The organism is Thermoproteota archaeon (genome assembly GCA_003352285.1).
In the GTDB taxonomy this organism is placed as follows: Archaea; Thermoproteota; Nitrososphaeria; order Nitrososphaerales; family Nitrosopumilaceae; genus PXYB01.
In genome coordinates this window covers 67851-85362 of the sequence record QQVN01000005.1, presented here as the reverse complement: position 1 = coordinate 85362, position 17512 = coordinate 67851, and the positions used below count along the sequence as shown (strand labels likewise).

Annotated in this window: 17 protein-coding genes and 1 pseudogene; 12 read left to right on the top strand and 6 right to left on the bottom strand. The window is 37.2% G+C overall.

What is annotated here, in order from left to right:
* Nucleotides 1-4: 4 nt before the first annotated feature.
* The gene (locus tag DWQ18_06640; protein ID RDJ33419.1) at nt 5-949 is read right to left on the bottom strand and encodes an iron-containing alcohol dehydrogenase; all 945 of its coding nucleotides are present in this window, start codon (nt 947-949) and stop codon (nt 5-7) included.
* Nucleotides 950-1006: 57 nt separating this feature from the next.
* Here DWQ18_06640 and DWQ18_06635 point away from each other — a divergent pair, with 57 nt between their 5' ends.
* Nucleotides 1007-2284: a DUF4147 domain-containing protein gene (locus DWQ18_06635; protein RDJ32863.1), complete on the top strand. Its 1278-nt coding sequence runs from the start codon at nt 1007-1009 to the stop codon at nt 2282-2284.
* Between the two features lie 116 nt (nt 2285-2400).
* Complete coding sequence (locus tag DWQ18_06630) at nt 2401-2670, top strand: hypothetical protein (GenBank protein RDJ32862.1); 270 nt, start codon at nt 2401-2403, stop codon at nt 2668-2670.
* Here the strand turns inward: DWQ18_06630 and DWQ18_06625 are convergent.
* Nucleotides 2648-3034 (bottom strand): hypothetical protein, encoded by a 387-nt coding sequence (locus DWQ18_06625; GenBank protein RDJ32861.1) that lies wholly within the window; start codon nt 3032-3034, stop codon nt 2648-2650. The genes DWQ18_06630 and DWQ18_06625 overlap by 23 nt on opposite strands.
* Before the next feature lie 86 nt (nt 3035-3120).
* On the opposite strand from DWQ18_06625, the gene DWQ18_06620 reads away from it, so the two are divergent.
* Entirely contained in the window at nt 3121-3555 is a 435-nt protein-coding gene (locus tag DWQ18_06620; protein RDJ32860.1) for an SHOCT domain-containing protein, read from the top strand.
* A 105-nt stretch (nt 3556-3660) separates the two neighbouring features.
* On the top strand, nt 3661-3867 hold the full coding sequence (locus DWQ18_06615; GenBank protein RDJ33418.1) for a hypothetical protein: 207 nt from the start codon (nt 3661-3663) through the stop codon (nt 3865-3867).
* Here the strand turns inward: DWQ18_06615 and DWQ18_06610 are convergent.
* Nucleotides 3864-5030 carry a citrate (Si)-synthase gene (locus DWQ18_06610; GenBank protein RDJ32859.1) on the bottom strand — a complete coding sequence of 389 codons (1167 nt, stop codon included), beginning with the start codon at nt 5028-5030 and terminating at the stop codon, nt 3864-3866. The two genes, DWQ18_06615 and DWQ18_06610, sit on opposite strands and share 4 nt — an antisense overlap.
* Before the next feature lie 129 nt (nt 5031-5159).
* Here DWQ18_06610 and DWQ18_06605 point away from each other — a divergent pair, with 129 nt between their 5' ends.
* The 3 genes from DWQ18_06605 (at nt 5160) to DWQ18_06595 (ending at nt 7788) form a co-directional block, all read left to right on the top strand.
* A complete protein-coding gene (locus DWQ18_06605; GenBank protein RDJ32858.1) occupies nt 5160-5366 on the top strand; it encodes a hypothetical protein in 207 nt (68 codons plus the stop codon).
* Between the two features lie 41 nt (nt 5367-5407).
* Nucleotides 5408-6433: a single-stranded DNA exonuclease RecJ gene (locus tag DWQ18_06600; GenBank protein RDJ33417.1), complete on the top strand. Its 1026-nt coding sequence runs from the start codon at nt 5408-5410 to the stop codon at nt 6431-6433.
* An 80-nt stretch (nt 6434-6513) separates the two neighbouring features.
* On the top strand, nt 6514-7788 hold the full coding sequence (locus DWQ18_06595) for an MFS transporter (GenBank protein ID RDJ32857.1): 1275 nt from the start codon (nt 6514-6516) through the stop codon (nt 7786-7788).
* A 50-nt stretch (nt 7789-7838) separates the two neighbouring features.
* On the opposite strand, the gene DWQ18_06590 is transcribed toward DWQ18_06595, so the two are convergent.
* From DWQ18_06590 to DWQ18_06580, 3 genes are all read right to left on the bottom strand, one after another.
* On the bottom strand, nt 7839-8363 hold the full coding sequence (locus DWQ18_06590; protein RDJ32856.1) for a hypothetical protein: 525 nt from the start codon (nt 8361-8363) through the stop codon (nt 7839-7841).
* Nucleotides 8364-8981: 618 nt separating this feature from the next.
* Nucleotides 8982-9434: a RidA family protein gene (locus DWQ18_06585; GenBank protein ID RDJ32855.1), complete on the bottom strand. Its 453-nt coding sequence runs from the start codon at nt 9432-9434 to the stop codon at nt 8982-8984.
* A 31-nt stretch (nt 9435-9465) separates the two neighbouring features.
* The gene (locus DWQ18_06580; protein ID RDJ32854.1) at nt 9466-10623 is read right to left on the bottom strand and encodes a TrmB family transcriptional regulator; all 1158 of its coding nucleotides are present in this window, start codon (nt 10621-10623) and stop codon (nt 9466-9468) included.
* A 318-nt stretch (nt 10624-10941) separates the two neighbouring features.
* Here DWQ18_06580 and DWQ18_06575 point away from each other — a divergent pair, with 318 nt between their 5' ends.
* The 5 genes and pseudogenes from DWQ18_06575 (at nt 10942) to carB (ending at nt 17508) form a co-directional block, all read left to right on the top strand.
* Nucleotides 10942-11346 carry a hypothetical protein gene (locus DWQ18_06575; protein RDJ32853.1) on the top strand — a complete coding sequence of 135 codons (405 nt, stop codon included), beginning with the start codon at nt 10942-10944 and terminating at the stop codon, nt 11344-11346.
* A complete protein-coding gene (locus tag DWQ18_06570) occupies nt 11343-11801 on the top strand; it encodes a hypothetical protein (protein RDJ32852.1) in 459 nt (152 codons plus the stop codon). Before DWQ18_06575 ends, DWQ18_06570 begins: the two co-directional genes overlap by 4 nt.
* 39 nt (nt 11802-11840) lie before the next feature.
* Complete coding sequence (locus DWQ18_06565; GenBank protein RDJ32851.1) at nt 11841-13034, top strand: AAA family ATPase; 1194 nt, start codon at nt 11841-11843, stop codon at nt 13032-13034.
* 51 nt (nt 13035-13085) lie between these two features.
* Complete coding sequence (carA, locus tag DWQ18_06560) at nt 13086-14258, top strand: carbamoyl-phosphate synthase (glutamine-hydrolyzing) small subunit (GenBank protein RDJ32850.1); 1173 nt, start codon at nt 13086-13088, stop codon at nt 14256-14258.
* Nucleotides 14245-17508, top strand: a pseudogene (carB, locus tag DWQ18_06555) (carbamoyl-phosphate synthase (glutamine-hydrolyzing) large subunit). The gene carA and the pseudogene carB overlap by 14 nt, the downstream one beginning before the upstream one ends.
* The last annotated feature ends 4 nt before the right edge of the window (nt 17509-17512 follow it).

Sequence of the window (17512 nt, the reverse complement as noted above, 5' to 3'; positions counted from 1 at the left end):
ATTTTTACAAATTACCTGCTTTAATGTCGTTTAGACATTTTATCACGTCTTCTTTGCTGATAGGAATTGGGTTTGGGTCCAAATGTCCTCTGTCTGTCATAACTGTGTCTGCTGCTTCTGAAACATCTGCCTTCAAGTCCAATTTGTCAAATCCTAGTTTCTCTACAATTTGCTTGAACTTTTCATAGAAGATGGATTTGTTGTGCTTGTGGGCCACAGTTGTACATGCAGAAAGAGAGTATCCGTGTGGAACTCCTTCATTTGAGAATACATATGATAATGCATGACCTAATGTTGTGGAACAGTTTCCAAATCCCATACCAGATAACATTGAACCATATGGGTAGTTTTCTGGTTTGTCATTCATTATTGCATCATATAGTACATCAAATGCTTGCTTGCAAAGTGTTCGTGTCAAGTCATTTCCTAGTTTACTATCATAGCCTTCTGTTGCTTGTGCACATGCGTCACAAACAGAATTTTTGATAATTTGTTCAGGCGTACCTTTCATAAAGTACGAATCAACAACTGCCATGTCTGCTAGGAACTTGTCTTCGCGAAGTAGTTTCTTTTTGCCATCAAACTTCAAAACGCAGTATGTAGTCATTTCAGCTCCGGTACCAAACGTTGTTGGGATGAGTATCTTTTCTTTTCCCATCTCTGGTGCTGCATATTTTACAACATCCATTGAGCTTCCACCGCCAAGACCAATTAATGCAGAAGGATTCTTTCCCTTGAATTCTGAAATAACAGATTTCACATCATCAATTGATGGCTCTGGTTTGACTTTATCATACAACATGTAATCCTGAATTCCCATTTTGTCTAACCACTTACCAGAGAGTTCTGGTGGAGCAGTAGTGACAACTAGTGCATTTTTTGGGTATTCAGTCTCACCTAGTGCGTTTTCTCCAAATTTGATAACTTTTGGAATACGTACTGTGTACATGATGGGAAACATCATTGATTATTATTATATCTTACAAATTCCGGGTAGAAACTAATCATGATTATTCAAAATTATAGGGAACTTGCCCAAAACAGAACAAAAAAACATGCATTACAGATACTTGAATCCGGTTTAGAAGCAGCTGCACCAAACATTGGATTGGAGAAATACATCAAAAAAGGCAAGATCAAAATTGATTCTACTGAATTTCTTTCTGAAAATTATACTGCAATTCATCTAGTTGCATTTGGCAAGGCAGCAGACTATATGGCAAAGACTGTGAATTTTCTCTTAGATGTAAAGAGTGGGTTTATCGTAATTCCTAAAGGCTCAAAGTCAGTGCTTTCTGGGAAAAAATTCCAAATATTTAATGCCAGTCATCCTACACCAAATCAAACCAGCGTTGATGCTGCAAAAGCAATTCAGAAGTTTTTAAAGAGAAGAAAAAAATCTGAGTTGGTAATTTTCCTAGTCTCAGGTGGAGGGTCATCACTTGTGTGTCTGCCTGATGGTGTAGATTTATCTGATAAAATGTATGCAAATGATTTGCTTCTCAAATCTGGCGCTACCATTCAAGAGTTTAACTGCGTTAGAAAACACCTATCACAAATCAAGGGTGGTAGATTAGTCCAAGGACTTGCATGTGATGCAATATCACTCATAATGTCTGATGTTGATGATAATGATTTATCTGCAATTTCTTCTGGCACTACATACTGTGATAACACCACATTTTCTGATGCCTTGAAAATAATTCGAAAATACAATCTTGTAAAGAAGATGCCGGAAAATGTCATGAATAGAATTTTTGATGGTGTAAACGGTAAGATTTCTGAGACTCCAAAAGAACCAGTAATTCCTAACTATATTGTTGCTAGCAATCAAGACTGCATTGATGCGATGATAAAAAAGGCCAAGGACTTTGGTTATTCTGCTAAAGTCTTGAAAGTTTCTGGAAATATCAAAGATGCAACACAAAAAATTCTAAAAGAACTCCCATCTTCAAAATCAGTTCTGATATTTGGGGGTGAGACAACTGTTGAGGTGTTGGGTAATGGAAAGGGAGGACGAAATCAAGAGATTGTTTTGCGTCTGTTAAAAAACATGCAGAAATTAGATTCAAAATTTGTTGTAGCATCAATTGGAACTGATGGCATTGATGGCAACACAGAGTATGCTGGCGCCATATCTTCTTCAGAGATTGATGTCTCTACTGTAAACAAATATCTCATGAATAGCAATTCTAGTGAATTTTTTGCAAAAACAAAAGGTTTGGTCAAAACTGGATATACTCATACAAATCTCCAAGATATTGGCATAATTATTCCACAATAATTCCAAAATGGAATTATTTTTCTCACAAATTTTCCCTAGTTCTTATCTTCAAACCGCGTTTTAGTTAGTCGGGCATTGGATATGGAGGGGTATTACACTATGGGGCATGATCATACATGATCACACTCCCAATTACACAATTGCAATTGGGCTTAGGAATGCTAATTGCAGAACTGTGGATACTAAGTGATCAAAAGTATACTGTCATGATTGGCTCTGAAGCATACTTTAGCTATGCAGTTGCCGGCGCAGTTGGCTTATTCTTCTTGTTTCTATACTTTGGATTAAGATTCTCTTACAGCGTACAGTTTAGAGAAGAAAAAATCAAACTTGGCCACTCTGTTCCACAAAAGCTTCTTACAGCTAATGTTGAATCAAAGGTGTAGCCTGATTCTCTTTTGCGTTAATTAATTCATAGGATACATCCAGATTTCGTTGTTTGATTAGTAATTTGATAAACATGGTTCGTTTTTCAATAAACTCATCTTTGACGAGATTATTTTTTTCTAAATGCTCAAACATTTCTTTAGAGTCGAGCATTACTTTTATCGAATCCCCATTTTTTATCAAAAAAGTTCCAATCGACCAAAAAATCCCTACATGTAATGCAATATACTTTGATTGCTCTGGCGATACAATATCTAAATAAATTTCTGCGTGGTCTCTGTACTGCTTTGTAATTTTTTCGCCTGTCTTTACAAGCCATGCAATTTTTTTGGCATCTCCATCACAAAATAAAACATGCTCCAAGTATTCTCAATAATTTTTGGTTTCTTTTAAAGGATGCAACCTCTAAATGAGAACTATTATAATCCACTACGATCGATTAGTTTTACTTGGCTCAGACAAAAAAAGTCAAAAAGCGTGGATACATTAGCAAATTTCTAAAAAAAGCAGATGATGCAATCTCCACTGGAATGAAAAATGCTGATAAAGCAATACAAGATGGTATCAAAAAAGCAGATGAGGCACTTGATGCAGGAATTGAAAAGGGAGCACTCACTGCAAGTCAAGCAAAACTAGAAGCTACAAAATTAAAAAAGCAGGCAACACTAGAGGCAACAAAACTTCAACAGCAAGCAATGAAAGAGACTACGAAATTAAAAAAACAGAGCAGCAAACAAATCAAAGCAAAGATTGATGCAGCAAAATCCCCATCAAAACAAGAAACAATCAAGCTTATTGAAAAATTGAACCGACTCAAAAAACAAGGAATCATTACAGAAAAAGAATTCCAACTAAAAAAGAAACAACTGTTGGCAAAAATCTAGAATTTAATTTTAAAAAATTTAGTCAAATTTACCCTGTCTAATGTGACTTCTTTGTCTATATTATTTGAATTTCCCACTTATGATCATAGATTGAAAGTCATCATCATGCTTGAATCTCACGTCTTTTTCACAAAGATGGTCGATGAACTAGTAGAGTTCTCACAGTATGACCCAGAACTTGCAGATGGAATAAAATGGCTAGATGATCAAGCACAAAAGAAAGGAATTTCATTTTATGATATGGTCTTTGAAGTTCTCTACAAACACGATGTGAACTCTAAAGCAAAAGAGTGGCTGAACTCTAGAAATTAAGAATCTCTCAAATCAAGTGGTTTGTATTCGCATCCTTCTGGACCGCAATACTTTCCAACATAGACTGCTTTTGGTCTGTACAATGCTGGTTTTGGTGCAGCCTCGGCAAACTTTTCTTCAATGACATGTGCTGCCCATCCTGCAACACGTGATATTGCAAATATTGGTGTGTTAAGATCCATTGGAATCTTTAGCATATAGTAAACTGATGCACTGTAAAGATCAACGTTTGGATAAATATCAGCATTCTTTCGCTTCTTCATCTCTGCTTTAGTTACTTCTTCAACCTTTTCTGTAATCTTAAACCATGGGTCGCCGGTTTTTTCTGCCAGCTTTCTTGAAAGCTCTTTTAACACTTGAGCTCTTGGGTCATAAGTTCGATACACTGCATGACCCATTCCCATTATTCTTTGTCCTTCATCCATTCTATTTTTTATCCAAGATTCAACCTTGTCTTCTGAACCAATATCTAAGAGCATTCGCATTACTTCATAATTTGCACCTCCGTGTAATTCTCCACTAAGGGCTCCAATAGCTGCACTTGCAGCAGAATACATGTGTGCTCTAGTCGAAGCTACTTGTCTGGCAGTAAACGTTGATGCATTAAATGTATGATCAGCATGTAAAATTAGGCAAATATCAAAAATCTTTTCAATCTCTTTGTCTGGTACTTCACCTGACATCATGTAAAGAAAGTTTGCAGCATGAGATAATTTGGAATCAGGATCCACAATCTCTTGTCCGTCTCTGATTCTCTGCCAGCTTGCAATGATTGTTGGAACCTTTGCAATTAGATTGATTGCCCTATCATAACTTGCCTCTTTGTTTGAAAACTCTTCATCATAATATCCTGCAAGTGCTGCAACAAATGCTTGAAGCATATCCATTGGGTCTGCATCCTTTCGCCAGTTTGCCATGTTGATTTGCATTCTCTTTGGAATCCAGCTGGCTTCTCTCATTTTATGAACAAAATCATCATACTGGGCCTGATTTGGCAAATCATCATGAAGTAATAGATATGCAGTCTCTTCAAAATTGGAATTTTTTGTAAGATCTAAAATGTCATATCCACGATAGATTAGCTTTCCACGCTCACCGTCAATATTTGAAATCTTGGTATCTGCAACTTCAACTCCTCGCAGACCAATATTTTTTGTATCCATATTGCTCGTTTATTGATTCATCTATAATATCTTATATTCTGTACTTGTCAAAAAAACACCTCTGAATTTAGCATTTAGTCTAATCTATCAACACTGCTCGATATAATGAAAATTTTTCAGCATATGCAGATGTCTCCAATTGAACGTGAACATATGAAAAGCATTGATGAGCAGATACTCAATGCAACTCCAGAAGAATTAGAGCAGATGCAAAAAGTGGATCTTGACAATCAGCTAAATGGAACAACTATCTATGACGCTCTTGTAAACTCAAAATCATATGATCATAAATCAATTACACAGGCGCAATCTCTTAAAAATAAAAATAAAAAATAACCATTCTTGGTTTAAATGAGGGCTGTATGGTTTTTACTCCTATGGCAGCAAAAAAGGCAAAAACCACAAAGACAACAAAGAAAAAATCAACAAAAACAAAAATCATTTGTCTCTCTCACAAAGAAGACTGTGATGGAATAAGCTCTGCTGCATTAATTCGCCAAGCCTTTGGAGGAGATTCTATCTTGGTTGATTACCCAGGACAGATGGAAGCACTCGAGTCCTTGGTAGCTGATGAGAAACTAAAGGCATTATACATCTGTGATTTGGGTCTGAGCAAAAAGAATCAGGACCAATTTGTTGAGATGATGGGAACTCTAAGAAAGAGAGGCGTATCAATTACATACATTGACCATCATGATATTGACCCAAAGATTGTCAAGCAACTAGAAAAACTCAAAGTAAAGATGATTCATGATATCAATGAATGCACTACAGTTCAGGTTTACAATAAATTCAAATCAAAACTAACTGATCATGCAGCCTTTGTTGCTGCATGTGCTGCAATTACTGATTATATGGAAGACAGACCAATAGGATCAAAACTATTGCAAATCTATGATAGACAATTTGCATTGATTAGTGCCACTGTTATGACTTACAACATTGTGGGCCACCAAAAGGACCCTGATTATCTTCTATACCTTACAGAGGAACTTGCAGAAGGCAAGTATCCTCATGAAATCCCAAACACTTACGAATTTGCACAAATTCAGGTTGGCAAACTTGCAGAAATGATTGCCAAAGTCAAAAAGGGTATGAAGACTATGAAGAATCTTGGCTTCATGGAGATTACAGATGCAGGTGCAAGTGGAGCAGTTAATTTCGTACTTGGATTATCCGGAAAAGATGTTGGTGTTGCATTCAAAGAAAGAGTTGACCATGGAATCTATGCAGTATCTGTTCGTGGCTCTAAATCTTGTAAGGTGCATCTTGGCAAGATAGTCAATGACTTGGCTACAGAACTTGGTGGCTCTGGCGGTGGACATGATAAGGCATGTGGTGCTGTAATTCCAAAACCCAAGATCAAAGCATTCCTCAAAGAGTTCAACAAAAAATTAAACTGATTTCTCCAAAAACTACAAAATCTTAGATAATTAGTAACTTAAAATTACAAAGTCGGTTATGATATGGTCTAGAATTTCTTATGTTTCAAAGTAGCAAAAAGTGGTTATTTTTCATCATGCCTTCCAGCATTGCAGCAGAAGGACTGCACATTGCAATGCCATTGTATGTTTTGTTTCTTGGAGGAAATGTAGCTGATGTTGGAATTGTAATTGGATTACATTATGCATTTTCATCGCTTGGCTCAATTTTTTGGGGAAAGATAATTGACAAGTATCACGTAAAGAGGATAATTCTACTCGTCAGTTTTTCTGTAATAACTGCATGTTGTATTTGGTTATTCTTCATTACAGAGTTGAGTGCAGTTTTTCTAATATCTCCAATTGCTGGATTTTTTATTATTGGAAAAAACCCTGTAACGCAACTTCTTGTAATGGAATCTGTTCCAAATAACCAGTGGAGTAAATTATTTGCAAACATCTCGATTCTTACTGGATTTGGCAGTCTCATTGCCTTTGTTGTAGGCTCTATATGGGATTCATTTTTTGATTTGAAGCCATACTTTCTATTTTGTGCATTAACTAGTGCAGGTGCGGTACTGTTTAGTATTCTTGTTGGAAGCAAGAGCTTTCTTGAAAGGGAGACTTTGGTTCATTCTGTTTATGGTCTAAAGCACGTCTTTAATCACAATCGTTATAATTTTCAGTTAATATTTACCAAGATTCCAAAAAAATACGATTTTAGGCATCTTACTTCACTCTTTCAAAGAAAAATGTCCCATGAGATCGGAATTCTATATTTTACAAATTTTCTTTTCTATTTTGGTAGCAACATCTACTTTACAGCATTTATTCCGTTTTTAAAAGAGTACAGCTTTACTGATTCCCAAGTCTTTATCATATATCTGATTCAGACAATTACTTTACTTGCAATATTTTTTGTAGTTCCAAAATTAATTGCAAAAGTTTCAGAAGAAAAAGCTGCCCAAATTGCATACTTGCCAAGAATTCTTGGAATAATTATTGCATCTGCACTAATTCCAATAGCAAGTGGATTTGATTCATTTATTGTGGCTGCTGTTTCATCTAGTTTAATGGTGTCTGCATTTTCAATATTTAGTACTGCAAGCTCTGTGATTCTCTTCAAAACCATTCCGCGAGGTTTTGAAGGAAGATTCTTGGGTGTGAACAGCTTTATGGTGGGGTTGGGAATCTTTTTGGGTGCAATTACATCTGGCTTTGTTGCAAACTCAATAAATTATCCTGTAGCATTTACTATTGCCTCAGTAGGAATCTTTTTCTCTTTACTAACATTTAGGTCATACCTGAAACATCGTCTCTCTCACAAAGTAGTCTAGGTAATATCCACCACTTGAAAACAAAAAAAGAAAATGTTGTGTTTTAGAGTCTAGTTAGTTGGAGCAATTTTCTTTACTGCTCTTCTATCAACAAAGAATACTACTCCGCCTATTACAAGGAGAGCGATTCCAATAAATCCTACACCTAGGCCTGCAAGTGTACCGGCAACATTGCCAAGTTTATCACCATTGCCTTGACCTAAGAATGGAACATTGCCTACTATAGCATCAACCGTTGCAGTTTCAGTACCTACATTTTTGATTATTATGCTGTAGGTGTGTCCTTCAACTGGTTGGAAGTTGCCAATGTGGTCTCCATTAAATGATGTTTGCCAAACTGCGGTACCAGCTTCAGTAACTGTAGCTTGCAATTGTGCATTAAATGGTTGACCTCTAAGCAAAATCGAGACTGTATCGCTTGATTTTGCCACCATGTCTGTTTGGTGTTGTTGACCTGATTCTAGGTGTGTTTGCTTTATGATTAGGTTGTTTGCAAGAAAATCAGTTGCTAACGCACTAGAATTGACTCCTAAAACTACTGAACCTGCCACAAGTGTTCCTGCACCTATGAGCAAAATTAAGTAACTGCGTTTTAAGGCAATCATGAATTTGCTATAGATGAGATCTCTCGATTAAACCAAGCATTGCATGACAGTTGATTAACTGATGAACACTTGTTACGTCATTGGATTAAGAATCTTTTTTGCCGAATCAAATTCCACGTGCGTTAACAAACCATGAAAGATTTTCATTTAATTTTGTAATATTTTCAAAACTCTATGAAAGATTTAACGACTGATTTTCAAAGAATAAAAAATGCGATATCTTTTAATTCATGGATTGATAGTGTGCAACTGCCGAGCACACTGATATGGTAAATCGGAATTTTCAAAGTTCCTTTTACATTGTCTACACTACTCCTAGCGATGAGTGTTACTTTGTATTGCCTATTCCCTTTGAAAGTTGCCTCCTTGAGTGTGCTTTATGAGGAGGTGTCAATATGGACAAAAAACAAAAGAAATCAAAAGGTACTCAACCACCACAGAATTAATTTAACTGAACATCTAAAATGATTCCAGTTCTTTTCTTTCCTTTTTCTTTTTTTATTTTAAATTAAATTCTTGATACTTCATAGGTCATGGTATCTTTTCTTCTAAAATTTATTTAAAAAAATCTCCAAATGTTTTCTAAATTTAAGAAAACTCTACTATTGCATCAATTTCGGTCATAGAATCAAGTGGGAGTGCCGCTACCCCCAGTGCAATTCTTGCATGCTTTCCTTTCTCTCCAAAAATTTCATGGATTAGATCAGATGCCTCATTGATGACTTTAGGATGTGCAGTAAAATCTGGAGTTGAATTTACAAATCCAGATAATCTGACGACTCGTGTCACTCTATCTAAATTACCTAATTCTCGTTTTAGTTGTGCCAAAATGTTGATAGCGCAAATTTTTGCTGATTTTTTTGCCTCATCAATATTATCATTTGATACTTTACCGGTAAAGAGGACCTTTCCGTTTTGCATTGGAATCTGTCCTGATACAAATGCTAGATTTCCTGCAATGACTACTGGAATGTAAGAGCCAGCTGGAGTTGGCGGATCCGGTAAAGTAATTCCTAATGATTCAATCTTTTCATCAATCACAAGTAATCAAGAATTTGACTTGTTTTTAAATTTAAGAGCTGATCTTAATGTGTGTCTTTTCGCCTTTTTGTTGCTGGCTTTGGTATACAAGGCGAGTCTTGTATCCATTACTCTTTAGGTATTCATCTAGTATCATTACCCATGGCAAAGAGTGACCGCTGTTCATCTTTGACTCTATTGAGATGTTTTTATTTTTAGTATCAAATGTAACTCTGCCTGAACACATTACTTCTAGTGCAACATCCATGATTTCCAAAACATCATCTAATGTCTTTTCTTTAATGTTAACACCGTTACTTTCAAGCATATTGAGAATTTCAGTTTGAGAATCCTTTGATGATATTGTCGTGGTGAGTAGATGGCCTAAAGCTCCCTCATTTACCAATTTAATAATCCTGTAAATTTCCTGAGCCTCTGCCTTTGTCATATCAAACATACTGTTTACTTTGATTCCACTCTTCCATACCTGGGCAAATAACTTTGTTTGATTTGCCCCAAGTATGTCTGTTGATGAAAAGGTTGCGCCCTTTCCATTATCACTATCTATTATTAGCAGCTCTGTTTGATCAAAGATAAAGCAGTTTTGTGTTATTTCTGATATACGAATCTTTACTTCATTTGGAATTATCTTAAATGATTCAGAACCAATCAATGTTGAAGGAATGATTAGTTTTACCTCAAGACCTCTTCGTAATACTGATAACAACTCGTCTTTGCATTCGGCTAATAACCCCATTCCCCATTGATCTGCCATTATCTGAATTGAGCTCTTAGAACCATCAATCATGGTTCGTAACTGATTCAGCACATTATTGGCAGAGACATGAAAGTATCTCTTTTCTTCAGAACCTCTGGATTTTTTGCTTGCCTCATTTACTTGTTTTAAATTTGATACAAGACTATTCATTGCATTTACTTTGTTAATCTGCTCATGTACAATATCATCAAATGCATCTTCTGGTGCAATTGGTGTGCAGATAATTGGTTTGCTCTTTGATAGAATGACTAGTCTTTTTTTCTCTAGTTTTAATAACACGGGATATACCTTGGTTCTTGGAATTTCAGAATAGTATGATAATTCACTTGCAGAAATGCTTCCCTTTGTAAGTAAGCTGACATATGCTCTTGATTCGTACTTGCTGAGCCCAAATTCCTCTAGGCTAACTGATAGAGCATTCTCATCGACCATGACTTCTCTATACTAATCATTAGGTAAGACTCGAAGCTAAATTCCTTTGCACAAATGCTCAAAAAAATTACAAAATGTATCCTCAGAATAGTGTCACTGCAGTTACTAATTCAGAAATTACATTGTCCTGAAATAGCAAATTTTTGATTCTTACACATTATGATGACACAGCGGTTTGGTAGTGGCTATAGATACCCCCATATCTCCTACAATTCCACAATCATGCCGCGGTTATCATATACTATTGACCGCTTTTCAGAACTACTCGCGATTCTAAAAAAGGAGCAATCTGCCCTTAGCAAGGAGAATAAATCCACTTTGAAAAACAGCACTGATTATGATAAAGAAGATATCGCAAGATTAGAGACTGAAAAAACAATCTCTTTTGCAATAGAGTCCTTGAACCAAATTTATAAAAAAATTCAGAATCTATCTACAATTGATACATTTCCAACAGTTCTGCCCTCTGCAATACTTGTAATTCGCACAATTAGTGCTAGTCTTTATGAGCTAATGCCAAAGACTAGTCACGAATTATCTGAATTATCCACTGTTTTGGGTAGTGTGGTGATGGATTCAGGCACAATTACAGGTGCCAAATTTGATTTTGCTGAACACAACAATGCTTCTTGGCTAATACTAGATGAAGCAAAATTGATGGTGGACTCTAAAATAAACAAGCAGTACCCTAATCTAGATTTTCCAAAACTAGCTGATACTTGACAATACTGCATCACTCTAGAGACACTCAAAAGGATTTGGAAAAGGTACGAAGATTCTCAAACATTGTAGAGAAAAAATTAAGTCAATTAGATGATGAGAAAAAGATTGAGAAATTAACATACGAGGAGTTACAGGATTTTAATAAAATTCTCCAGTTTGCCGACTATTTGCTTTGTAAATACGAAGAACGCAAGGCAGTTCATTCTCTTTTAAAAGATTTTGTAGATATTGTGAATAACTCATCATATTCCCTTGGTGACCTAAATGATCAGATTGACGAACTAGTAATGTCTGCTGAAGATCATACAAAAAATATCAAGGAACTACAAGGAAACGTATCTGATAATTTTGTGTTAAATGAAACCAGAAAACGCCTCCAAGAACCTGAAGAGGTTGATTCTAAGAAAAATGGTTCAATTAATTTAACCAAATCTTCGATCCCTGTTTACACCTAAGGATACCAACCTATAGCTAAACTTATGCCTGAATAGATAATGAGTCTAGCACCGCAAGAATTAGAAAATAGCGCAAGCAGATATGCGTCTGATGCAATAAAGTTTGATTCACAAGGTGCTCGTGGTATGGCCATTGCCAATTACCAAAAGGCAATCGATTCACTAGTAAAGCTCATGAGATTATACCCTACTAGCAAACTAAATCCAATTTACAAAGATAGAACCACATCATATCATAATAGAATTAAAGCACTGCAAGAGGCCCACGGTGTAGAGCCTGCAGTAGACCCCAAGGCATCTCCAGAAGAGCAGAAAAAATCTGTTGCAAATCAACAGGAACTAAATGATTTTGATGACCTTGTAATGAAGGAAAAGCCAGATGTAAGCTGGAATGAAGTTATCGGATTAGATGATGCAAAAAATGCATTAAGAGAATCTATCGTTTATCCAACAAAGAGGCCCGACCTGTTCCCACTTGGTTGGCCACGTGGACTGCTCCTGTATGGACCTCCTGGATGTGGAAAGACAATTCTTGCAGCAGCTACAGCTAGCGAGCTAGATGGTTATTTCATTAACGTTGATGCATCTGCACTGATGAGCAAGTGGTTAGGTGAGGCAGAAAAGAATGTTTCAAAATTATTCCACATGGCTAGAAGTCATGCAGAAAAAGAAAACAAACCTGTGATACTATTTGTTGATGAAATCGATTCACTACTTGGCGCAAGAAACGGAGAAGTAGGTGGCGAAATCAGAACTAAAAACCAATTCCTAACTGAGATGGATGGTGTCAATGGAAAAGGAAAAGACATCAAGATGTATGTTATTGGTGCAACAAACAAACCATGGAGTTTGGATTGGCCATTCCTTAGAAGATTCCAAAAAAGAATCTATGTTACATTACCATCACTTGAAGCAAGACAAAATCTATTTGAACTATACACTGCACCACTCAAAAAAGATTTGAAAGTAAAGTCTCAAGAGCTTGCAAAACTCTTTGATGGATACAGTGCAAGTGATATCAAAGATGTATGTCAAGGCGCTCAACTAAAAGCAGTTCATGAGTTGTTTAGCTCCCCTGATTATCATGAACCAGTAGAAGGTGAAGAAGCTACACAACCACGCGATCTATCAATGGCAGACTTTAGAGATATTATGTCAAAAAGAAAGCCAAGTGTTTCAATGGAAATGATTCGCGCATACTACAAGTGGAGCGAAGAATTCAAGGCATTATAATCAAAAACTGCGATCACCACTCACAAAATTTAAATCATCTATCAAAAGTACTTGTCGAGGGTCACAATTTCCACTAAAAAATCACAACACGCCAACAAGTTTGGGAAGCTGATCCTAGATGATGGAACCGTTCTTGAAGGAATGGGCTTTGGTTATTCTACAACAACATTTGGCGAGATTGTATTCAATACAGGAATGGTCGGGTATACCGAAACGCTTACCGATCCCTCTTACAGCGGGCAAATTCTTACACTTACCTATCCTCTAGTTGGAAACTATGGTGTTCCTGACCCTAAAACAAATGACGAATCCGGCATTCCAAAGTACTTTGAATCAGGCAAAATTCAGGCCCGTGGACTCGTAATTCATGAATTATCTCTTACTGCCAGTCACTGGACATTATCAATGACATTAGATGAGTGGATGTACAATGAAAAGATTCCAGGAATTTCTGGAATTGATACTAGGGCACTGACTACAAAACTACGAAGCCAGGGGGTCATGATGGCAGCCCTTGTAGTATCTGATACGCCAATAGATGATGCTCAAGTAAAAGAGCAGCTAAAAAACGTCACACCCTACAATTCAGAGAAATTTATGGATGCAGTATCTACCAAACAAGAAGAAACCTATGGCAATGAATCTGACTGTGTTGTGGTAATAGACACTGGTGCAAAAAATGCAATACTGCGAAACGTGCGCGACATTGGATACAAGGTTGTAAAGTTACCATGGAATGCATCAATTGATAAAATTCTATCTTACAAACCAAAGGGTGTTGTAATTAGCAATGGACCTGGGGACCCCATCAGTTGTCCTGATACGATTAACACTGCAAAGGAATTGATAAAACAAAACATTCCAACTTTGGGAATCTGTCTTGGGGCTCAGATAATTGGACTTGCAGGAAACGCACAAACATACAAGCTAAAGTACGGACACCGAGGACAAAACAAACCCTGTATCAATTTAGAGAATAATCAAGTTTATGTTACTAGTCAGAATCACGGATACTGCATTGATCCTGATTCGTTAAGCAATTCCGAGTTTGAGTTGTGGTTTAAGAATGCCGATGATCAAACTGTTGAGGGAATTAAACACAAAGACAAAAGATGCATTGCAGTGCAATTTCATCCGGAAGCATCACCGGGACCTTATGATTGTAAGTTCGTTTTTGAAAAGCTGAAGCACCTAATGGAGGAGGGAACATCTGCCAAAAAATGAGTCGATAAAAAAAATTCTAGTTCTTGGTAGTGGGGCCATTAAAATCGGAGAAGCCGGCGAGAGTCGCTAAAACGACCGCCAATTCGACTACTCCGGTAGCCAATGCCTCAAGGCAATTCGCGAAGATGGAATCAAGAGTGTACTGATTAATCCAAACATTGCTACTATCCAAACAGACACTAGATTTGCAGACAAGGTGTACTTGCTACCTGTTAATCCAGAGTATGTAGAGTCTATTGTGGAATCAGAGAGACCAGATGGAATTATGCTTGCATATGGAGGACAGACTGCACTAAACTGTGGTGTGAAACTAGAAGAATCTGGGGTTCTCAAAAAGTATGGTGTAAATGTACTGGGAACTCAGGTGCCTGGAATTCAGCGCACAGAAGACAGGCAACTATTCAAAGATTCCATGACTGAATGTGGCGTTCCAGTGCTGCGAAGCAAGACTGTTACTAATTTTACTGATGCAAAAAAGGTTGCCGAGGAATTGGGCTATCCTGTGATTATACGAGTGGCATACACCCTTGGTGGAAAAGGTGGTGGTGTTGCTTACAATGAGATTGAGCTGCACGAAATAGTTGATAGGGGAATCAATGCTAGTCTAGTAGGTCAGGTGTTAATCGAGGAATACATTGGACACTGGAAACAAATCGAGTATGAAGTGATGCGTGATTTTGAAAAGAACAGCGTAATTGTGTGTAACATGGAAAATGTTCTTGCAATGAAAGTTCACACTGGCGATAACATTGTCATTGCACCATCACAAACAATTGATAATCATGAATATCATATGCTGCGTTCTGCTGCATTGCGAGCAACATCTCATGTTGGGATAGTTGGAGAATGTAACATCCAGTATGCACTGGAACCAGAATCCGATAGATATGTTGCAATTGAAATTAATCCAAGATTGTCACGTTCTTCTGCACTTGCAAGCAAAGCAACTGGTTATCCTCTAGCATACATGTCTGCAAAGATTGGATTGGGTTATTCATTGCCAGAACTTGTAAACAAAATTACAAAATCTACTACTGCATGCTTTGAGCCATCACTTGATTATGTTGTAACAAAACATCCTCGTTGGGACTTTTCAAAGTTTGAGCTTGTAAACAGAAAGCTTGGTCCTACAATGAAGTCAGTTGGTGAAGTAATGGCAGTTGGCAGAACATTTGAGGAATCACTACAAAAGGCAATCAGGATGCTTGATATTGGAAACGATGGACTAGTACTGAATAGACTAAACGGCAAGACATACGATGAGGAAGACATTGAGAATCATCTCTCAAAGCCAGATGATCTGATTCTGTATTATGTTGCTGCTGCACTCAAAAAAGGAATTTCAGTTGAAAAAATTTACAAGCTCTCAGCTATTGACCCGTGGTTTATTGAAAAGATTAACAACATTGTCCAGATAGAAAAGAGACTCAAAGAAAAGAACCTTGATGAAAAGTTACTACGCGAATCAAAACATCTTGGATTTTCTGATAATCAGATTGCCCGTGCAGTCGAAAAGACTCCTGCAGAAATCAGAAAGATAAGAAAAGATGCAGGAATTATTCCTGTTGTAAACCAAATTGATACTTTGGCTGCTGAATGGCCTGCAAAGACAAACTATCTTTACATGACATATGGCGGTAACACCGACGACATCAAAATTGATGATTCTGAGCGTGGAACGATGGTTCTGGGTGCCGGTCCCTACAGAATTGGAAGCAGTGTAGAGTTTGATTGGGGTACAGTGAACATGGTATGGGGTCTAAAAGATAATGGAGAAAAAAACATCACAGTAGTAAACTGTAATCCTGAAACAGTTTCGACTGATTATGACATTCCAAGCAGATTATACTTTGAGGAGCTAACACAGGAAAGAATTCTTGATATTGCAGACTTTGAATCTCCAAAAGGTGTAATCACATGTGTTGGAGGACAAACTGCAAACAATCTCACACCGGGACTTGCTGCAAATAATGTAAAGATTCTTGGAACAAGTGCAAAAGATGTTGATAGGGCAGAGAATCGCTCAACATTTAGCGCAATACTAGACAAGCTGCACATAAAGCAGCCAAAGTGGCAGGCATTCTCAAACATTAATGAGGCAAAAAGTTTTGCACAAGAAGTTGGATACCCTGTAATTGTTAGACCATCATATGTGCTAAGTGGTGCTGCAATGAAGGTTGTATGGTCACAGGATGAGCTCAAACATTACATCCAAGAAGCAACAACTGTATCGCCTGATCATCCTGTAGTGATATCAAAGTTTATGCTAAATTCACTTGAGGTAGACGTCGATGGAGTATCTGATGGAAAAAATGTAATCATTGGTGCAATCGTTGAGCATATCGACAATGCAGGTGTTCACTCTGGTGATGCAATGATGTGCATTCCGCCATGGAGACTAAACAACAAAGTAATTGAAACAATTACAACTTATACAAACAATATCGCACTAGAGTTTAACATCAAGGGACCATTTAATCTGCAGTTTTTGATTCATGAAGGACAGGTGTATGTTATAGAGCTAAACATTAGGGCATCACGCTCAATGCCGTTTGTATCAAAGCTTGTAAAAACAAATTTGATTAATCTTGCATCTCAGGCAATCTTGGGAAAACAGCTTCCCGCAATACCTCATGATCAGTGGAAAAAGATTCACAATTATGGAATCAAGGTACCGCAGTTTTCATTCATGCAGTTATCAGGAGCTGACATTGTGCTAGGTGTTGAGATGCAATCAACTGGTGAGGCAGCATGCTTTGGTACCAGCTTTTATGATGCATTATCAAAGGCCTTTACCTCTGTAGGGTATAATCTGCCAAAATCCGGTACGGCTTTGGTGACTATAGGGGGGTCTGAGAACAAGGAGTTGTTACTTCCAACTATAGCATTACTCAAAAAACTCGGCTTTGAGATTTTGGCAACAGAGCACACTGCTGAATTCTTTGAAGAAAAGGTTGGCAACATTCAGGTAGTTCACAAGATTAGCGAACCAGAGCGCAAGCCAAACATTGCAGACTTGCTCTATGATAGAAAAATCAACTTTATCATAAATATTCCAAGTACATCAACTCTTGAAAAATATGTTGACATGCTAGATGATGAGTATCTGATTCGACGCAAGGCACTAGAGCTTGGCGTTCCTGTACTGACAACACCGGAATTTGCTGAATCCTTTGTAAAAACACTTGACTGGCTGCAAAAAAACAAGACAACAAGGGATCCTATCGAGCCCTATGACCCAATAAAATAAAATT

Bases quoted from the DNA above. Each gene is read 5' to 3' on its own strand.
- DWQ18_06640 (RDJ33419.1), bottom strand. From the start codon at position 949: ATGTACACAGTACGTATTCCAAAAGTTATCAAATTTGGAGAAAACGCA.
- DWQ18_06635 (RDJ32863.1), top strand. From the start codon at position 1,007: ATGATTATTCAAAATTATAGGGAACTTGCCCAAAACAGAACAAAAAAA.
- DWQ18_06630 (RDJ32862.1), top strand. From the start codon at position 2,401: ATGATCACACTCCCAATTACACAATTGCAATTGGGCTTAGGAATGCTA.
- DWQ18_06615 (RDJ33418.1), top strand. From the start codon at position 3,661: ATGCTTGAATCTCACGTCTTTTTCACAAAGATGGTCGATGAACTAGTA.
- DWQ18_06610 (RDJ32859.1), bottom strand. From the start codon at position 5,030: ATGGATACAAAAAATATTGGTCTGCGAGGAGTTGAAGTTGCAGATACC.
- DWQ18_06605 (RDJ32858.1), top strand. From the start codon at position 5,160: ATGTCTCCAATTGAACGTGAACATATGAAAAGCATTGATGAGCAGATA.
- DWQ18_06600 (RDJ33417.1), top strand. From the start codon at position 5,408: ATGGCAGCAAAAAAGGCAAAAACCACAAAGACAACAAAGAAAAAATCA.
- DWQ18_06595 (RDJ32857.1), top strand. From the start codon at position 6,514: ATGTTTCAAAGTAGCAAAAAGTGGTTATTTTTCATCATGCCTTCCAGC.
- DWQ18_06580 (RDJ32854.1), bottom strand. From the start codon at position 10,623: ATGGTCGATGAGAATGCTCTATCAGTTAGCCTAGAGGAATTTGGGCTC.
- DWQ18_06565 (RDJ32851.1), top strand. From the start codon at position 11,841: ATGAGTCTAGCACCGCAAGAATTAGAAAATAGCGCAAGCAGATATGCG.